A 15,704-nucleotide genomic window follows, 5' to 3' on the forward strand; every position below is an offset into this window, starting at 1 on the left:
TTTAGCTTCGTTTTTCGTTAACTAATATTATCTTTGTGGTATACTTTAAAGAGGTATATCACAAAGATAATGTACTTTTAAATAAAATAGATTATGCGTTGGATAATTGACGGCGTGGACGACTTGAAGAGAGTGGCAAAGGAATTTCTGGAATTTACCGGGAAAGACACGATATATGCATTATACGGTCCCATGGGAGTGGGAAAAACGACTTTCGTGAAGGCTGTTGCCGAGCAGCTTGGGATAGAGGATGATGTAAATTCACCCACTTTTGCTATCGTGAACGAATATCTGACGGCACGGGGGGATTCGGTTTTCCATTTTGACTTCTATCGTGTGAAGAACGTGGAGGAGGCGATGGATTTCGGGTACGAGGAGTATTTTTATAGCGGGAACCGTTGTTTTATCGAGTGGCCGGAGATGATTGAATCGTTATTGCCGGAGAACACGTTAATTTGCCGTTTTACCGAACTGGAAGACGGGCGGAGAGAATTGACGATAGATTAAAATTATAAATACTAAATCAGAATCGCATGGATAATTCGGGTAAAATGTTAGGCGCACAGATAAACAGGGAATGGTTTTTGTACCAAGAGAAGGAAGTCTTCGGGGAACGCCGTCATAAGCGAATGACTATCGGGTTGCCGGATGAAACGGGGCGTCGGGAGAACCGGGTTTGCCTGACACCCGAAGCCGTGGGAGTCTTGGTAGACTTTGGGCATTCTATTCTTGTCCAGCGGGGTGCGGGGGAGCAGGCGCATTATCATGATAGGGACTATGCGGATGCCGGGGCGCAAATGGTGGATACCCGCGAGGAGGTTTACACGTCTGATGTTATTTTGAAACCGACACCCGTGATGCAAGAGGATGTGGAGGTGATGCGTGACCGTCAGGTGATTCTGTCCCCGATAGAACTGTTCGAGTTACGGAAAGAAGCTATCGTGGAGATGATGCAGAAGAAAGTTACCGCTATCGGTTTTGATATATTGAAAGGGGAGAACGGGACTTATCCGGTGGTGGAGATGATGAGCGAGATTTCGGGAAACTCGGCGATCATGATTGCCAGCGAGTACCTAAGTAATTCCCGCGAGGGGAAAGGTATCCTGTTGGGAGGGATTACCGGGGTGACGCCTGCCGAGGTGGTTATTCTCGGAGCCGGAACTCTTGGCGAGTACGCTGCCCGGACGGCTTTGGCTCTGGGGGCGGAGGTGAAAGTGTTCGATCATTCTCTGGATAGGTTGCGACGTCTGAATCATTGCTTGGGACAACGGGTGTACACGTCCGTGTTCCATAAACCGGTGTTGGAACGGGCATTATTGTCTGCCGACGTGCTGATCGGGGCTTTGCGTTTCTTTGACGATGATTTGGGAATCACGGTTTCCGAGGAACAGGTAAAGTTGATGAAACAGGGGGCAGTGATCGTGGATATGTCCATCGAACATGGCGGATGTATAGAAACTTCCGGTCCCACGACTCACGATAATCCCACGTACATGTACAACGGCGTGATTCATTATTGTGTGCCGAACGTGCCTTCACGGGTTGCTCGGACGGCATCTATCGCTTACAGTAACTTGTTTATCCCGCTATTCGAGAAGATTGCCCGCGGTGGGGGATTCAATCCCGCTATCAAGAGTGATGCCGGGTTACGACACGGGGTATATATATATAACGGTGTACTGACCAAAAAGATTATTGCCGATAAATACGGTTTGGTTTCCAGAGATATAGATCTGTTGCTGGCGGCATTTTAGAGTGATTCTTTTAAAATGCTGTCAATTACTTGGGTTAAATCACTGTTTTTCTTGATCTTGATACCTCGTATTCCGGCAGCTTCCGCGGCTTCGATATCCCGTCCGCCATCGCCGATCAACAGGGAAGCGGATTTGTCGATATCAAATTCCCGTATGGCTTGCTCGATCATGCCGGGGGCGGGTTTTCGGCAGGAGCAGGGAGCCACGCTGTCATGGTGAGGGCAATAGTATATTTTGTCGATACGTGCCCCGTGCTTTTCAAGTTCCGTGCGCATGTAGGCGTGTACCGCCTCGACATCTTCAATGGTATATTCTCCTTTGGCCACGCCGCCTTGATTGGTTACCACGATAACCAGATAACCCGCTTCGTTCAATCGGCGGATGCCGTCGATAACACCGGGGTTGAAAACGAAATCTTCTTTTTTATAAATATAGTAGTGACCTTCATCGGAGTTTATCGTACCGTCCCGGTCTAGGAATATGGCTCGTGATTTATGTTCGCCTTTGGCAGGTTGCAGGACTGTAATCTTTTCCATTCTCAATGCATTATTTTGAATATCAATTCTCTCAATAGTTGACCGTCGGAGATGTTGACGTTGCCGACACCTTTAGATTTGAGGTCATATTCTCTTAGCCATGATATGATGTTGGCACATTTCATGGCGTTGTATCTTTTAGCGCCTTCCGTGTAATCTTTCATGAAGTAGGGGTTTATTCCCAGTATCTTTGCCATTTCCTGCGGGCTTGGGGTACTTTTCTTCTGGTAATGGTACGTGAGCAGGTTCAGAAAATAGCGGAACAGCATGGTGATCGTGAGAACCAAGGGATTGTTCTTGGGGTTTGCCTCGAAGTAGTTCACGATACGGTTGGCTTTCAGGTGATCCATGGCAACGATAGCCGCGGTGAGTTCGAACGTGTTGAACTCTTTGCTGATACCCGTGTGTTCTTCGACAAGGTTTTCCTTGATCTCTCCGCCGCCGGGAAGTAGCAGCATGAGTTTATCCAGTTCATTCGCTACTTTGCTAAGGTCATTGCCCAGACTATCCGCCAATATATTCGCGGCTTTCGGGGAGATCATGCATTTCTTCTCTTTGCAATATGACACGATCCAGTCGGGAATCTTGTTGTCGTAAAGTTTTGCCGAGTCAAAATAGACACAGTTGGGAGAAGAAGCCAATTTCTTGAACACCCCTTTGCGTTTGTCCGGCTTTTTGTTTTTATATAAAAATACCAGTATCGTGGTCGGTTGGAAATGGTCGACATAAGGAAGCAGATTCTCGAAATCCCGGATATTCTGGGCTTCCTTTACGATAACGACTTGTCTTTGTGCCATCATCGGGAAACGTCGGGCGGTATCGGTCACGGTGGTCATGGATACGTCATTCCCGTATAAAATAGTTTGGTTGAACGCCTTTTCATCTTCCGTGAGCGCACTCTTCTCTATTTTATTCGCTATTTCATCCAAGAAATAGGGCTCTTCGCCTGATAAAAAGTAAATTGGGAAATATTTCCCTTTCTTTATATCCGCAATAATCTCTTCGTATTTCATAAAGGCAAAGATACTATTTTAGTTTATAAAGTTTGTAAGGTTTATAAAGTTTATAAGGTTCATGTACTCTTGCGAGGCACTTTGTCCACGGTAGCATAGCTGCCGATAAATCTTGTCCGAAAGCCTCCCGTGACCTTATAGACTTTACAAACTTTATAAACCTTATGAACTTTATAAACTTTACAAACCCTTTTCTATCTGCCGTACCACCTCCTCTATCTCCTTGTCCCTTCCTTCCGGTTCGTAATCGGCTTTGAGGTTATTGCCGAAGAGGAGGGCGAGAGATTGCCAGAAATAGGCGTTCACGCTTCCCTTATATTCCTTGATATGATGAAACGAAGAGTTATTTGTTTCCCGGTAGATTAGACGCACGAGTATTTTTCCTTGCGTGACGGTCAGGCTCATGAGAGGTTTTTTGAATGTCTTCATGAGTTGTTTGTATTCTTCTTTGATAATTCGTTCTTTTTCCCGTTTCGAGTGCGCTTGCGCGAGCAGTGCTTCAATCTCGTTAATCTTTGCGGCGGCTATTTTCGCGTAAGGGAGAGCCTTGCGGACGTTGTGTACCAGTCGATGATTGCGTTTTTGCTGGCGGGCGTATTTGCGTGCGTTGATCCTTTCCGCGAACACATTGACCTCATCCAGAGTGACATGGGGCAACGTATCCCTGCCGATAACGATGGAGGGTACGATACTTTGTGCCTTCGCGAAGGTGTTAATAAATAAAGATAGGAGTAATATGATGAATGTTTTGTACATTTTTTTATCTTTGCATTAACGCTTTATTGATACAAATTTAGTGATATATTTGACTTGTAAAAACGAAAACCAGTGGAAAAGGAATTTCAGGATCTGTTTCAGATACGTCATAATAATGACCGTGTTGAAGTTGGGAAGGTATTGATTGCCGAACCTTTTCTGGAGGGGAAGTATTTTAACCGTTCCGTGGTCTATATAGTGGAGCATGATGATTCGGGAAGCGTGGGGTTTGTTTTGAACAAGCCGTTACCTTACACGGCGTCCGAATTGGTGAAGGAATTGGATGGGGTGTATTTCCCGGTGTATATCGGGGGACCGGTAGAACGTAACCAATTGTATTACATTCACCGGAGAAACGATATCCCCGATTCGGTACGGATAGCGGACGGGATATACTGGGGCGGAGATTTTAAGGCAGTGACGGAGATGTTACAAGCCGGAAAGATATTGCAAGAGGAAATTCGTTTCTTTGCCGGTTATAGCGGCTGGACGGAAACGCAATTGGACAATGAACTGAAAGAAAACTCGTGGATGGTGGGTACGATTTCCGCGGACGTGTTGTTTACCGTTCCGAATAGCGGACTATGGGAACAGGTCATGAGTTCTTTGGGTGGCAAGCACAAATTGTGGGCGAATTTCCCGGAAGACCCGATTCTTAACTAATTGAAAATGGAGAATTGAAAATTGAAAATAAAAAAGGTTTGATGGTTAGATTTTTCGAGAGGGAGAGCACGAGCGGGGGAATCATAAATCTAAAATCATAAATCATAAATATAAAAAGGCAGTTCGTTCTATCGCTGTCCCGCGAGGGAGAGAGGAAAGTCCGGGCAACGCAGGGCATCGTGCTTCCTAACGGGAAGGTATTCGAAAGGATACAGTAGTGTAACAGAAAACAACCGTTCCGTTCGCGGAACAAGGGTGAAAAGGTGGGGTAAGAGCCCACCGGTATCCCGGGCGACCGGGGTAGCCGTACGCCTCACGAGTTGCAAGACCATGTATACCGGCAATTAAGGTTTGCCCGATCGATGCCGGGGGGTAGGTCGCTAGAGCCGCGAAGTGATTCGCGGAGTAGATAAATGATAGAAACCGAAAGGTACAGAACCCGGCTTATAGAACTGCCTTTTTTTATTTAAAACTTATTAAGTTACGATTTATGAATTACGATTTACGATTAAAAGAGCATAGGCATTTCGGTTAAATCATAAGTCATAAATCAAGAAATCATAAATCAAGAAATTAAAATAGAGGACGTGAAATCAATCAGAGAAATATTTAGAATAGGGTATGGACCTTCATCCAGCCATACAATGGGACCGGGACGTGCGGCACTTTTCTTCAAGGAGAGAAATCCCGATGCGGAGCGTTATCGGGTGACTTTATTCGGCAGCTTGGCTCTCACGGGCGTGGGGCATGGTACGGACGTGGCAATCCAGAAAATGATAGATCGTCCCGACGACACGGAAATCGTGTGGGAATCCGACAAATCTTTGCCGCATCACCCGAACGGGATGCTGTTCGAGGCGTTGAACAACGGGGAGGTTGCGGATCGTTGGGAGGTATATAGTGTCGGGGGCGGAGCCTTATGGGATGAACAGGGGACTTTCAACTCGGACGACATATACCCGGACACGAAGATGACCGATATCTTGGATTGGTGCAAGTCCGAGGGGCGTTCTTTCGTGGAATACGTGGAATTGCACGAGGGACAGGAAATATTCGATTACCTCGAGGAAGTGTGGCGGGTAATGGTGGACAGTATCCACAACGGGTTGGAGAACGAGGGCGTGTTGCCCGGCAATTTGCGGTTAGCCCGCAAGGCTTGCTCGTATCACGTGCGGGCTCAACAATCCGCGGGAACCTTGCGCCACATGGGAATGGTGTTTGCTGCGGCTTTGGCAGTGGCGGAGGAGAACGCTGCCGGGGGCAAGATCGTGACGGCTCCCACTTGTGGTTCCGCGGGAGTGGTTCCTTCCGTGCTGTATTTCTTGAAACATGACCAGAACATAAGTGACAAACGAATCATAAAAGGATTGGCGACAGCCGGGTTGATCGGTAACATCGTGAAGACCAACGGTTCTATTTCCGGTGCGGAAGTAGGGTGTCAAGGCGAACTGGGAACGGCTTGCGCGATGGCGGCAGGTGCCGCCGCCCAGATTCTCGGCGGTTCCCCGATGCAGATAGAGTACGCGGCTGAAATGGGATTCGAGCATAACTTGGGATTGACCTGTGACCCGGTAGGCGGTTACGTGCAAATCCCTTGTATCGAGCGTAACGCGTTCATTTCCCAGAAAGCGCGGGAGTGTGCCATTTACTCGTTGTTCTCCGACGGGCGGCACAAAGTGTCGTTTGACGACGTTGTCGAAACGATGATGCAAACGGGCTGCGACATGCAGGCAAAATACAGGGAAACAAGCCTTGGAGGATTGGCACGTATATACAGGGCGCCGTTGAAGAAGTGATTTCGCGGGGGAAACCATGCCGGGTTTAAACTCGTAGATCAAGAATCTAAAATGATACAGGTTTTATGGATAGAATCAGATTAAAAGTTTTCGGGCTGTCATACCAGAGTATGTCGACCACGGGGGCATATGCGTTAGTACTCGCGGAAGAACACGACGCCTTCCGTATTCCCATTATTATCGGGATAGCGGAGGCGCAGTCGATCGCCATACAGTTGGAACACCTCGATTCGCAACGCCCCCTCACGCATGATCTGGTAAAGAATCTGGCGGATAGTCTGGGAGCTACCTTGGAAGAAGTTTCTATTTATCACTGGGAAGCGGGTATCTTTTATTCGGAATTGCGTTTCCGTCGCGGGGAGGAGATACTGAAGATAGATTCGAGGACTTCGGATGCCGTGGCCCTTGCGTTGCGCTACAATTGCCCGATTTACATCACGAGGGAGGTGATTATCCAAACGGCAATACCTATAGCCGACACGAGTATTATAAAAGAACACTTGGAAAAAGTACAGGCGGAGATAGCAAAAGTGAAAGAATCGGAATTAACGGAGGAAGATTTGCAACGTTTGTTGGAAGAAGCCGTAAAGAATGAAGATTACGAGAATGCGTCCCGGTACAGGGATTTGTTGAAATCTCGAAAAGGCGAATAATAAAATACAGAAACAATGAATCGCGTTAAACTTGACTACTCGAAAGTATTGCCGTTCGTGGGAGAGAAAGAGATCTCTGCGCGAAGGGAAAAAGCATCACAGGCATTGAAAGGCTTGGAAAACGGAACGTGTAAAGGAAGTGAATTTCTTGGATGGCTGGATCTTCCGGCACGGATCACGAGTGAAGAACTGGATCGGATAGAGGCGTGTGCTGCGCGACTGAGGGCGGAAACGGACGTGGTGGTCATTGTCGGCATCGGCGGCTCGTACTTGGGTGCCAAGGCGGTGATCGAGTCGATGGCGGGCAGCTTCGACGCCTTCTCCGGTACAAAGGTCGTTTTTGCCGGGCATAACGTCAGCGAGGATTACTTGTACGAGTTGCAGGAGTTTTTGAAAGACAAGAAATTCGGGATATGCGTCATATCCAAATCGGGAACCACCACCGAGCCGGCAGTTGCTTTCCGTTTGTTGAAAGAACAATTAATCGGGCAGGAAGGGGTGCAGGTTTCCCGTCAGCGTATCGTGGCGATCACGGACGAGCGGAAAGGGGCTTTGCGCGCTCTGGCGGACAAGGAAGGATACCAAACGTTTGTTATCCCGGATAATGTCGGGGGACGTTACTCCGTGCTGACTCCCGTGGGATTACTGCCTGTTGCCATTGCCGGGCATGATATCCGGGCGTTGGTGAAAGGTGCCGCCGACATGAGAACGTACGGCAAAGAGAACGGGGCTGAACTGTCCGCCACCTATGCCGCCGTGCGCAATGCTTTGTACGAGAAAGGGTACACGATTGAGATCACTGTCAACTTCAACCCGAAACTGCATTACGTGGCGGAATGGTGGAAACAGTTGTACGGGGAAAGCGAGGGAAAAGAACACAAAGGCATATTCCCCGCTAGCGTGGATTTCACGACAGACCTGCATTCCATGGGACAATATATTCAAGAAGGACGCCGGGATTTGTTTGAAACGGTGCTCTCTGTCGAGAAGACGAAACACCAGTTGCTGGTGCCTTGTGACGCCCACGATTTGGATAAATTGAACTATCTGGCGGGCAAACGCATCGACGAAGTGAACAAGATGGCGGAACTGGGAACCCAACTGGCTCACGTGGACGGGGGCGTGCCTAATATCCGTGTCGTGATACCCGAATTGACGGAATATTACTTGGGACAACTGTTCTACTTCTACGAGCTGGCTTGCGGCATATCCGGCGGCATCCTCGGCGTGAACACCTTCGACCAGCCGGGCGTGGAAGCGTACAAAAATAATATGTTCATGCTTCTGGGAAAACCGGGGTACGGGAAGTAATCACCTTCGGCGAGTTGAGGAACTACCACCCCTAGCCCCTCCTTACACCGAAGGGGCTAGGGGTGGTAGTTCCTCATTTTCAATTTTCCATTTTCAACTTTCAATTATTTTGTAACTTTTCACTATACTTGTTCGTCATATCGATAAACAAGATTCTGTATGTTAAAAAAGTTACTGATAGCGTGCGTCGTTTTTTGTACCGGGGTGGCGGAAACCCGGGCACAGGCGAAGGATTACCGGATTCACGGGGAGATATATACCGTGATGAACACGACGGTAAGCGGTTATATTTACTGGGGAAGGAATTTATACTGGACGGATATATTCTCTGCGTCCAAGCCGGAAAATCCTTATACCCGTTACGTGAACGAGGTTGTACCTGTCGCCCACCAGTTTGCCTGTCGCTTCGGGAACATCAAGCGGATTCGCGTGATCGGGGATAACCGGATCGAATTGGAGATACGCGACGGGCATATCATCGAACTGGAGGATTGGTTGCCATCCGGCAACAGGGGCAGCTTGAGGATAGAGGCGGACAAGGAAACCGCTATCGCGTGGGATCTTATCAGCGAGATCGTTTTTAGCGCGGCCCCCGACACGGCGAGGGAACCCGCCGATACGCCTATCACGGGTACGGTGGAAACACCTCACGGGCGGTACACGGGCATCGTGCAATGGGACAGGGACGAAAATTCGTTGTCCCACGTGTTGGACGGGCGTTCGGGAACGAGCGGTATCACTATCGCTTTCAAGAATATACGAAGCATCGCGTCGTCGGGAAATTCATGTCAGGTGGTGTTGAACAGCGGACGGGAGTTCGTCCTGTGGGGCGAGAATGACGTGGACGAGAGAAACCGGGGAATCGTGGTGAATATGCCGTCCGTGGGGCAGGTCGTCGTGGGATGGGCGGATTTCAAGACGTTCAAAAGCATCCCGTTGAATCAGGTAAACCTGCTGAAGTATAGCGATTTCATGTTGCCCCGGCGGATACGGGGCACGGTGGAGCTGAAACGGGACGAGGTACTGGAAGGCGTGCTGGCGTACGATCTGGACGAGGCGATGGATTTCGAGCTGTTGGACGGGCGGAACGGTAACGTGGCGTATCGTATTCCTTTCCGGAATATCCGGGTTATAGAGCCGAAGAATCACAAGTACACGTGGCTGCAACTCGGCAACGGCGGCGAGCTGGTGTTGGGTGAAGAGCGCGACGTGACCTTTGACAACGACGGCATACTCGTGTTCGACGCGAAAGGCGCGGCGAGGTACGTCCGTTGGCGCGACGTGAAGCGGGTTTCCTTGCCGGCAAAAGAGGAGGGGAATGAATAGGGTGGAATATAACCGGGCGGTGGATGCGTTCTCCGATGACGTGTATCGTTTTATACACAAGATGTGCAGGTCGAGGGAAATGGCGGAAGACATCGTGCAGGACAGTTACCTGAAACTGTGGGAGGAGGTCGCCCGCGTCGATTACGGGAAAGCCAAGGCTTTCCTCTTCAGCACGTCCTATCACCGGATGATCGATATCCTGCGGCGCGAGAACAAGTTCGGGGACATCGAGTCCGTCGGCGACCGGGTGGAGGATACGTCGCCCGCCTACACGGGATTGCGGGAGGTGCTGGAATCGGCTTTGGCGAAATTGCCGCCGGTACAGAAAACCGTCGTTCTGCTGCGGGATTACGAGGCGTATTCCTATCAAGAGATAGCGGAGATCACGGGACTGAACGAATCGCAAGTGAAAGTGTACATCTTTCGGGCGAGGGCATTTATGAAGGAGTTTATCCGTCGACCGGACGTGGTCGTTTAAGCGGGAGAAGATATGATAACGAGAGAGAATTACGAGATTTATTTCATGGATTACCTCGACGGTGTGCTGCCGGGGGAGTGCCGCGAGGAGTTGCGGGCGTTTCTGCTGGCGAATCCCGATCTGGAGGAGTTGTTGGACGGGATGGACGGCGTGCGCCTGCAACCGGAACGGGATGTGTTCGGGAAAAAGGAAGAATTGAAGCGGCACGCGTCCGCGAGGGAACTGGCCTACTATGCCATAGCCGAGGCGGAAGGCGTGATAACAGAGGAAGAGCGGCAATGGGTACGCGATAACGCGGGGGAGGATGAATTCGGGAGGGAAGTGGCGGCGTACCGTGCGACACGGGTGCAACCTGACCGCGGGCAGGTGTTCGGGAGGAAAGACGCGACGCGTCGTTACCCGGCGGTGATCGTCTGGATGAAGCGTTACGCGGGAGTCGCCGCGGTTGCCATTTTTGCAGTGGTACTTGTTTTGTATATCACGAGGGAGCGGGAATTTTCCCCGGACAGCCTGCCGCAGCTTACGGCGCGAACCGAACCGGTTTCCTTGCCGGAACTCCCTGCGCGGGTGACGGAACCGGAGAAGATGGAACCCCGGCAAGAGGATAAGCCGCGAGTTGATATCGTTCCCGTCACGACACCCGCCGTGCCGACGGAACGGGTGGAACCCGTCAACTTGATCGAGAGCGCGAAAAACATCGTCGTTCACGCCGAGATACTGCCGCCGCGACCGAATGAAATGCTGGTTTCCCCCTACGAGGGCGTGCGGGTAAGGCTGGAAGTGAAGGAACAGCGTCCCCGCCCGCTCCGCGTCATCGCTCCCGATCTCGAGAGTTCGGACAATATTCTCAGCTCGATCGTCAACGCGGGAAGAAACGTGGTGAGCCGATTCAGGAACAGGGAGGAAAAAGATGAAGATCGCCTGTAACAATCGGGGGTGTTCAACCGTCATGTGATAAAAGAAAATAATCTAAAGAAAAAGAATATGAAAAAGGTGGTTGTATATGTAATGTTTATGGTGTGCGTGCTGCCCGTGTCGGCACGGAGAGATACTGTCGTTATCCGCGACAACTGGCGCGTGGACACGATCCGGCAGAAAAGCGAAAAGGTCGATACCGTCGTCCGGGAATCGGAAATGATTATCTGGGACAACACGGTGAGAGAGTCGGGGAGAAGACCGAGGCGCTATTCCGAGGTTCCCTTGAAAACGGTAAGGGAGGAGAACCGGCGTGCTCTACGGCACCTCTTCCGGGGACACTGGAGCGGTTTCTATTTCGGGTTCGTGAATTTCGCCAACACGGACTATTCCAAGTACGGGGGGGACGATTTCATGGAATTGGACTGGGGAAATTCTTTCGCCATGCAGTTCAATCTCTTCTCCCACGGCATGGGGGTGAACGAGCGGCGGACTCTCGGCGTGGTGACGGGAATCGGGTTCGAGTATCAACGGCTTTGTTTCGACCGGAATATCACGATACGTAAAGACGAACACGGTATGTTGCGCCCCCTTCCCTTGGACGAACTGGGAATCGGCAACACAAAAAGAAGCACTTTCAAGACGCTCTACATGACGATACCGCTTCTCGTGGAATGGCAATTCCCCGCGTCCGTGCACCGGAGAGCTTACCTGTCTACCGGGGTTGTCGGTGGCGTGCGGCTTCACTCGAAGACGAAAATCGTGTACAAGGACGAGAACGGCGACAAGCACCGGAAGAAAAACTCGGACAGCTACGGCATGATTCCCTTGAAGGCCGATTGGACGGTACGTGCCGGGTATCGCGGCGTGTGCCTCTGGGGAAATTACACGTTGACCAACATGTTTAAAAAGAGCAAATCCCCTGAATTGCACCCGTACACGATCGGGGTAGGGTTCACGTTTTAATTTATGATTTATGATTTACGATTTATGATTGAAGGATTGCCGAAGCGAAGTAGTACTCCAATCATAAATCAAGAAATCGTGAATCATAAATCGTGAATCACGGGATCACCGGTTCGATAACTTCCGCTTTCACGTACCTGCTATCGGAGTACGCGCTCCAGTCGGGCGACGTGAAGAACGGGTAGAGATGCACGGTTTCCGTTTCCGGGTGGGCGGAGTCGGGGAGGGCGATTCGCGCGAAACACTCGCCGCGGGTGAAGGATGTCATGATGAATTGCGGCGAATCGGGGCGCGAGTCATAGAAAAATCCCAGTGCCAGAGAGTCATTCGGGTTCGCTCGCCCGTACTCGCGGGCGGGTGCGTTCCAGTAGAGAAAAAACGTCCACCCCTCGCGGTTCACCCGCGTATCCCTCGGTGGCACGAGATCGCCCTTGCAGAAGTGGAAATCGGGAAAGTAATCCACGCCCTGCAACTTCAAGTCGAGCACGGGATAATTGAGCTTCCTGAAAATATCCAAGTAGGTTAGGCTGAAACACTCCCCGTACATGTTCCACGCGAAGTAGAGCACCGGGGAGAGCCGGAAAAAGTTGACAGGAAACGTTCCCGTTATCTCCATGGCGTCCCTCGCCACTTGTTGTTTCTCCGTGGCGGGTCGCTCCACTTTCTCCCGCTTGGCTGGCATGGCGCATAGTTTATCGTTCCGGTAATAATATCTTATCCCGTTCAGGATAAAACTCTTGCGCGTCGGGTCGGATTGATTTTTTCTTCCCATGGCTATCGAATTAAACGGTTACACTAATCCCCTCTTTATCTCGTACCATGTAAAAATAAACAATTATTTTGAATTAACAAAGTACTTATCAGAAAATGTTATCAACTTGTTAATAAGTTCTGCATGAGTTCTGCATAAGTAAGCCACGCGGGATACGACCGGTTTTAGGCTGTATATTGTTGTACACGTGTTGTTTACATGGTGTTTTACATAGTCGTGTGAAAGAGTGGTATTAAGAATTAAAAAATATTAATATTTAACATCAAATTCCATTGGAAATGAAAATAATAGTTCTAACTTGTGATTGGAAAAGAACATAAATCTTCCCTGTAAATCGCGGAAAGATGCGCGTGCACTTCCTGTCCTGCCGGACGGTTAGTGCCGGACTTTTATTAACTGTTTAAAATTAAAAACTATGAGAAAGAGAATTGTAGGATGCTCAAGCGTGCGAGGCACGTTGCTTGACCAAGTACATTACCCCCACCCGTTTGAACCGGGTGTGACCGTGGTGCGCCTCTTGTCGAACAAGAAAGTGAAGCTGAACGAAACCGTGGCGAAGAACGATGCCGCCTTCGGCGGGTTGGGCAGGGAAGGCGGTTACCTGTTGCCGGGGGCGAAAGTGGGTTTCCCGTACACCGGGCGGGAGGCTTCCGGGCATTCCCGTTTCGTGGGCGTGAACGCCGTGACGGGCGTGTCAACGGCGGTAAAGATAGACCCGGAAACCCCGTACGATCCCGAGCAGAGCGTGTCGAAACAATACACTTACCTGATCGATTACCCGAACCTGATTCTTGCCGCGGGCAAAGTGCCGCCGATTGCCGTGACCGTGACGCTCGACAGGGAAGCGCGTAAAATTTCCTGCGTGCAGGCAGCGGACACGACGTTGGGAACAAACCGTAACCCGGACGACGTGGGGTATTGCGTGTTATACGACCCGACGAGCAAAACGTGCATCGTGCAGCGATTGCGCGCGCGGTCGGAGGAAGGATCGACCTCGACGGCGATTCCCGCGAACGTCAATCTCGACACGCTTTTCGCTTACGTTTTCACCGCTCGCGCCAACGGGAAACCGACGTCCGATTCCGAGTGCAAGCTGCAAGGTGATTCCAACCTCGTGGCAATCAATCGTATCGCTAAAGATATGAAGTTGAAGTTCCCGCTTGCCGGGGCGATTGATAAACTGAATGCCGCCGTCGACATGGAACTGGCAAGACGGGCAACCGAACGCGAGCGACTCCGGGAGGCGGAGGAAGAAAAACGAGAAGAGGAGAAAGCGAGAAGGATAGCGAGCGGGGAGAACGCGGCGGTTGCCGCGGAGGAAAGGGACGCACTTCTTGATAGTATCCTCGATGACGTGTCCGGTGTCGCGGACGCCCCCGACGAACACGCCCGGCAATTCGACGAGAGAATGCAGGTACTCGCCGACACGATCTTCACCTTGAAGAAAAAGCACGAGAGCGGTTGAAATGTAACTTTTCAAACATGATAAAGGTATGCCCCGGCATACCTTTATTTCGTTTGGAAAACCTCCGTTGCCCGGTGGAATATCCCGTGCAGGTAGGCGATGGTCATTCCGTAGTTGCTGACGGGGATGCCGGCTTCGATGGCGGGTTGGAGGCGGTTTTTAAGTTGTTTGCCCGTGATCATGCAACCGCCGCACTGGATGACCATGGCGTAGTCGGTGATGGGGCGGGTGATGGCGTCCAGTCCCGCGATGAAATCGAATTGAAAGTTTTTGCCCGTGTAATCCTGTAACCAACGGGGGATTTTGTGCCGTCCGATGTCCTCGCATGACACGTGGTGGGAGCAGGATTCGAGCATGAGCACGCGATCGCCCTCTTGCAGTCGTTCTATCCGGGGAGTACCTTTCATGTAAGCGTCGAAGTTCCCCTTGTGGCGTGCCAGCACGATGCTGAAACTTGTCAGCGGTATTTCGGGCGGAACGAGTGCCGCTACTTTTTTAAATACTTGACTGTCCGTGATTGCGAGGCGGGGACGTATCCCGGTATTCGCGAGGAAACGGGTGATCTCTTCCGGTTGCAGGACGATGGCGGTGGCGTGGTTGTCGAGTATGTCGCGGAGCATTTGTACTTGTGGAAGGATCATGCGTCCGGCGGGAGCCTCGGAGTCTATCGGGGTGACGAGCAACACGATGTCACCCGGGGCAATCAAGTCGCCGACGAGCGATCGCGGGCTGTCGTTTTCCGCGTGCCACACGCTTTTCAAGGCATCCAGAACGGGAGTGGTATCCGTGTCGCGTGTCGAGAAGTCGATGACCGGACAACTGTATTCCCGCGCGAGGCGTTCCTTCAATGCCGGCGAGAGGGGAGCTTCGTCCTTTTTGTTGTGAATGATAAGGAAGGGGAGTTCCTGTTTCTTGAAACGCCCGGCGAGTTGCCGCTCGTGTTCCCCGAATTGATTGCCCGCGATGACAAGGATGGCGATGTCGGCTTGCGAGATGGCGTCACGTGTTTTCGCGACGCGTGCTTCACCCAGTGCGCCGGAATCGTCAACGCCTGCCGTGTCGATAAATATGACCGACGCGAAGCCGGGAATCTCGTAGCTTCTTTTCACGAGGTCGGTAGTCGTTCCGGCAACGTCCGAAACGATAGCGATATTCTGGCCTGTCAAGGTGTTGATCAAGGAACTTTTTCCACTGTTGCGGCGACCTAACAGGATGATGTGTAGTTTGTTGTCTTTGCCCATGGGGGAGAGTTTATAAGGTTTATAAAGTTTGTAAGGTTTATAAGGTTCATAAAGTTCAT

16 protein-coding genes and 1 other RNA gene are annotated in these 15,704 nt (G+C 50.8%); 12 read left to right on the top strand and 5 right to left on the bottom strand.

The annotated features are described in order from the left end of the window. Nucleotides 1–93 precede the first annotated feature (93 nt). Both tsaE and CS948_RS14305 read left to right on the top strand, forming a co-directional pair. Nucleotides 94–507 (top strand): tRNA (adenosine(37)-N6)-threonylcarbamoyltransferase complex ATPase subunit type 1 TsaE, encoded by a 414-nt coding sequence (gene tsaE, locus CS948_RS14300; protein ID WP_099292386.1) that lies wholly within the window; start codon nt 94–96, stop codon nt 505–507. A gap of 26 nt (nt 508–533) precedes the next feature. Continuing rightward, a complete protein-coding gene (locus tag CS948_RS14305) occupies nt 534–1,754 on the top strand; it encodes an alanine dehydrogenase (RefSeq protein WP_099292387.1) in 1,221 nt (406 codons plus the stop codon). On the opposite strand, the gene CS948_RS14310 is transcribed toward CS948_RS14305, so the two are convergent. The 3 genes from CS948_RS14310 to CS948_RS14320 all read right to left on the bottom strand — a co-directional run bounded on the left by CS948_RS14310 (nt 1,751) and on the right by CS948_RS14320 (nt 4,059). Further along, entirely contained in the window at nt 1,751–2,290 is a 540-nt protein-coding gene (locus tag CS948_RS14310; protein ID WP_099292388.1) for an HAD-IIIA family hydrolase, read from the bottom strand. The two genes, CS948_RS14305 and CS948_RS14310, sit on opposite strands and share 4 nt — an antisense overlap. A gap of 2 nt (nt 2,291–2,292) precedes the next feature. Beyond that, entirely contained in the window at nt 2,293–3,303 is a 1,011-nt protein-coding gene (gene holA / locus CS948_RS14315) for a DNA polymerase III subunit delta (RefSeq protein WP_099292389.1), read from the bottom strand. Between the two features lie 180 nt (nt 3,304–3,483). Next, nucleotides 3,484–4,059, bottom strand: a complete 576-nt coding sequence (locus CS948_RS14320) for a DUF4294 domain-containing protein (RefSeq protein ID WP_099292390.1) — start codon at nt 4,057–4,059, stop codon at nt 3,484–3,486. A gap of 72 nt (nt 4,060–4,131) precedes the next feature. On the opposite strand from CS948_RS14320, the gene CS948_RS14325 reads away from it, so the two are divergent. The 9 genes from CS948_RS14325 (at nt 4,132) to CS948_RS14365 (ending at nt 12,167) form a co-directional block, all read left to right on the top strand. Beyond that, nucleotides 4,132–4,722 carry a YqgE/AlgH family protein gene (locus tag CS948_RS14325; protein WP_099292391.1) on the top strand — a complete coding sequence of 197 codons (591 nt, stop codon included), beginning with the start codon at nt 4,132–4,134 and terminating at the stop codon, nt 4,720–4,722. Between the two features lie 115 nt (nt 4,723–4,837). Continuing rightward, nucleotides 4,838–5,185: RNase P RNA component class A (gene rnpB, locus CS948_RS14330), an RNA gene on the top strand. A gap of 124 nt (nt 5,186–5,309) precedes the next feature. Then, complete coding sequence (locus tag CS948_RS14335) at nt 5,310–6,518, top strand: L-serine ammonia-lyase (protein WP_099292392.1); 1,209 nt, start codon at nt 5,310–5,312, stop codon at nt 6,516–6,518. A 65-nt stretch (nt 6,519–6,583) separates the two neighbouring features. Next, nucleotides 6,584–7,171 (top strand): bifunctional nuclease family protein, encoded by a 588-nt coding sequence (locus CS948_RS14340; RefSeq protein ID WP_099292393.1) that lies wholly within the window; start codon nt 6,584–6,586, stop codon nt 7,169–7,171. Between the two features lie 15 nt (nt 7,172–7,186). Further along, nucleotides 7,187–8,482, top strand: coding sequence for a glucose-6-phosphate isomerase (locus CS948_RS14345; RefSeq protein ID WP_099292394.1), 1,296 nt, complete (start codon nt 7,187–7,189; stop codon nt 8,480–8,482). 159 nt (nt 8,483–8,641) lie between these two features. Next, nucleotides 8,642–9,808 (top strand): hypothetical protein, encoded by a 1,167-nt coding sequence (locus tag CS948_RS14350; protein ID WP_099292395.1) that lies wholly within the window; start codon nt 8,642–8,644, stop codon nt 9,806–9,808. Continuing rightward, entirely contained in the window at nt 9,801–10,286 is a 486-nt protein-coding gene (locus CS948_RS14355) for an RNA polymerase sigma factor (RefSeq protein ID WP_099292396.1), read from the top strand. Before CS948_RS14350 ends, CS948_RS14355 begins: the two co-directional genes overlap by 8 nt. Before the next feature lie 12 nt (nt 10,287–10,298). After that, the gene (locus CS948_RS14360; RefSeq protein WP_099292397.1) at nt 10,299–11,213 is read left to right on the top strand and encodes a hypothetical protein; all 915 of its coding nucleotides are present in this window, start codon (nt 10,299–10,301) and stop codon (nt 11,211–11,213) included. Nucleotides 11,214–11,270: 57 nt separating this feature from the next. Next, nucleotides 11,271–12,167, top strand: coding sequence for an outer membrane beta-barrel protein (locus CS948_RS14365; RefSeq protein ID WP_099292398.1), 897 nt, complete (start codon nt 11,271–11,273; stop codon nt 12,165–12,167). A gap of 97 nt (nt 12,168–12,264) precedes the next feature. On the opposite strand, the gene CS948_RS14370 is transcribed toward CS948_RS14365, so the two are convergent. Then, nucleotides 12,265–12,939, bottom strand: a complete 675-nt coding sequence (locus tag CS948_RS14370) for a hypothetical protein (protein WP_099292399.1) — start codon at nt 12,937–12,939, stop codon at nt 12,265–12,267. 415 nt (nt 12,940–13,354) lie between these two features. Here CS948_RS14370 and CS948_RS14375 point away from each other — a divergent pair, with 415 nt between their 5' ends. Beyond that, nucleotides 13,355–14,404 (top strand): hypothetical protein, encoded by a 1,050-nt coding sequence (locus CS948_RS14375; RefSeq protein ID WP_099292400.1) that lies wholly within the window; start codon nt 13,355–13,357, stop codon nt 14,402–14,404. Between the two features lie 44 nt (nt 14,405–14,448). On the opposite strand, the gene hydF is transcribed toward CS948_RS14375, so the two are convergent. Further along, nucleotides 14,449–15,645, bottom strand: a complete 1,197-nt coding sequence (gene hydF, locus CS948_RS14380) for a [FeFe] hydrogenase H-cluster maturation GTPase HydF (protein WP_099292401.1) — start codon at nt 15,643–15,645, stop codon at nt 14,449–14,451. Nucleotides 15,646–15,704: the final 59 nt, after the last annotated feature.

Source organism: Butyricimonas sp. Marseille-P3923, from assembly GCF_900184685.1.
GTDB lineage: Bacteria > Bacteroidota > Bacteroidia > Bacteroidales > Marinifilaceae > Butyricimonas > Butyricimonas muris.

Excerpts from the sequence above, each read along its gene's own strand:
- CS948_RS14360 (WP_099292397.1), top strand. The coding sequence starts at position 10,299 with ATGATAACGAGAGAGAATTACGAGATTTATTTCATGGATTACCTCGAC.
- CS948_RS14350 (WP_099292395.1), top strand. The coding sequence starts at position 8,642 with ATGTTAAAAAAGTTACTGATAGCGTGCGTCGTTTTTTGTACCGGGGTG.
- CS948_RS14305 (WP_099292387.1), top strand. The coding sequence starts at position 534 with ATGGATAATTCGGGTAAAATGTTAGGCGCACAGATAAACAGGGAATGG.
- tsaE (WP_099292386.1), top strand. The coding sequence starts at position 94 with ATGCGTTGGATAATTGACGGCGTGGACGACTTGAAGAGAGTGGCAAAG.
- CS948_RS14340 (WP_099292393.1), top strand. The coding sequence starts at position 6,584 with ATGGATAGAATCAGATTAAAAGTTTTCGGGCTGTCATACCAGAGTATG.
- CS948_RS14355 (WP_099292396.1), top strand. The coding sequence starts at position 9,801 with ATGAATAGGGTGGAATATAACCGGGCGGTGGATGCGTTCTCCGATGAC.
- CS948_RS14365 (WP_099292398.1), top strand. The coding sequence starts at position 11,271 with ATGAAAAAGGTGGTTGTATATGTAATGTTTATGGTGTGCGTGCTGCCC.
- CS948_RS14370 (WP_099292399.1), bottom strand. The coding sequence starts at position 12,939 with ATGGGAAGAAAAAATCAATCCGACCCGACGCGCAAGAGTTTTATCCTG.
- CS948_RS14310 (WP_099292388.1), bottom strand. The coding sequence starts at position 2,290 with ATGGAAAAGATTACAGTCCTGCAACCTGCCAAAGGCGAACATAAATCA.
- CS948_RS14345 (WP_099292394.1), top strand. The coding sequence starts at position 7,187 with ATGAATCGCGTTAAACTTGACTACTCGAAAGTATTGCCGTTCGTGGGA.
- hydF (WP_099292401.1), bottom strand. The coding sequence starts at position 15,645 with ATGGGCAAAGACAACAAACTACACATCATCCTGTTAGGTCGCCGCAAC.
- holA (WP_099292389.1), bottom strand. The coding sequence starts at position 3,303 with ATGAAATACGAAGAGATTATTGCGGATATAAAGAAAGGGAAATATTTC.
- CS948_RS14375 (WP_099292400.1), top strand. The coding sequence starts at position 13,355 with ATGAGAAAGAGAATTGTAGGATGCTCAAGCGTGCGAGGCACGTTGCTT.
- CS948_RS14320 (WP_099292390.1), bottom strand. The coding sequence starts at position 4,059 with ATGTACAAAACATTCATCATATTACTCCTATCTTTATTTATTAACACC.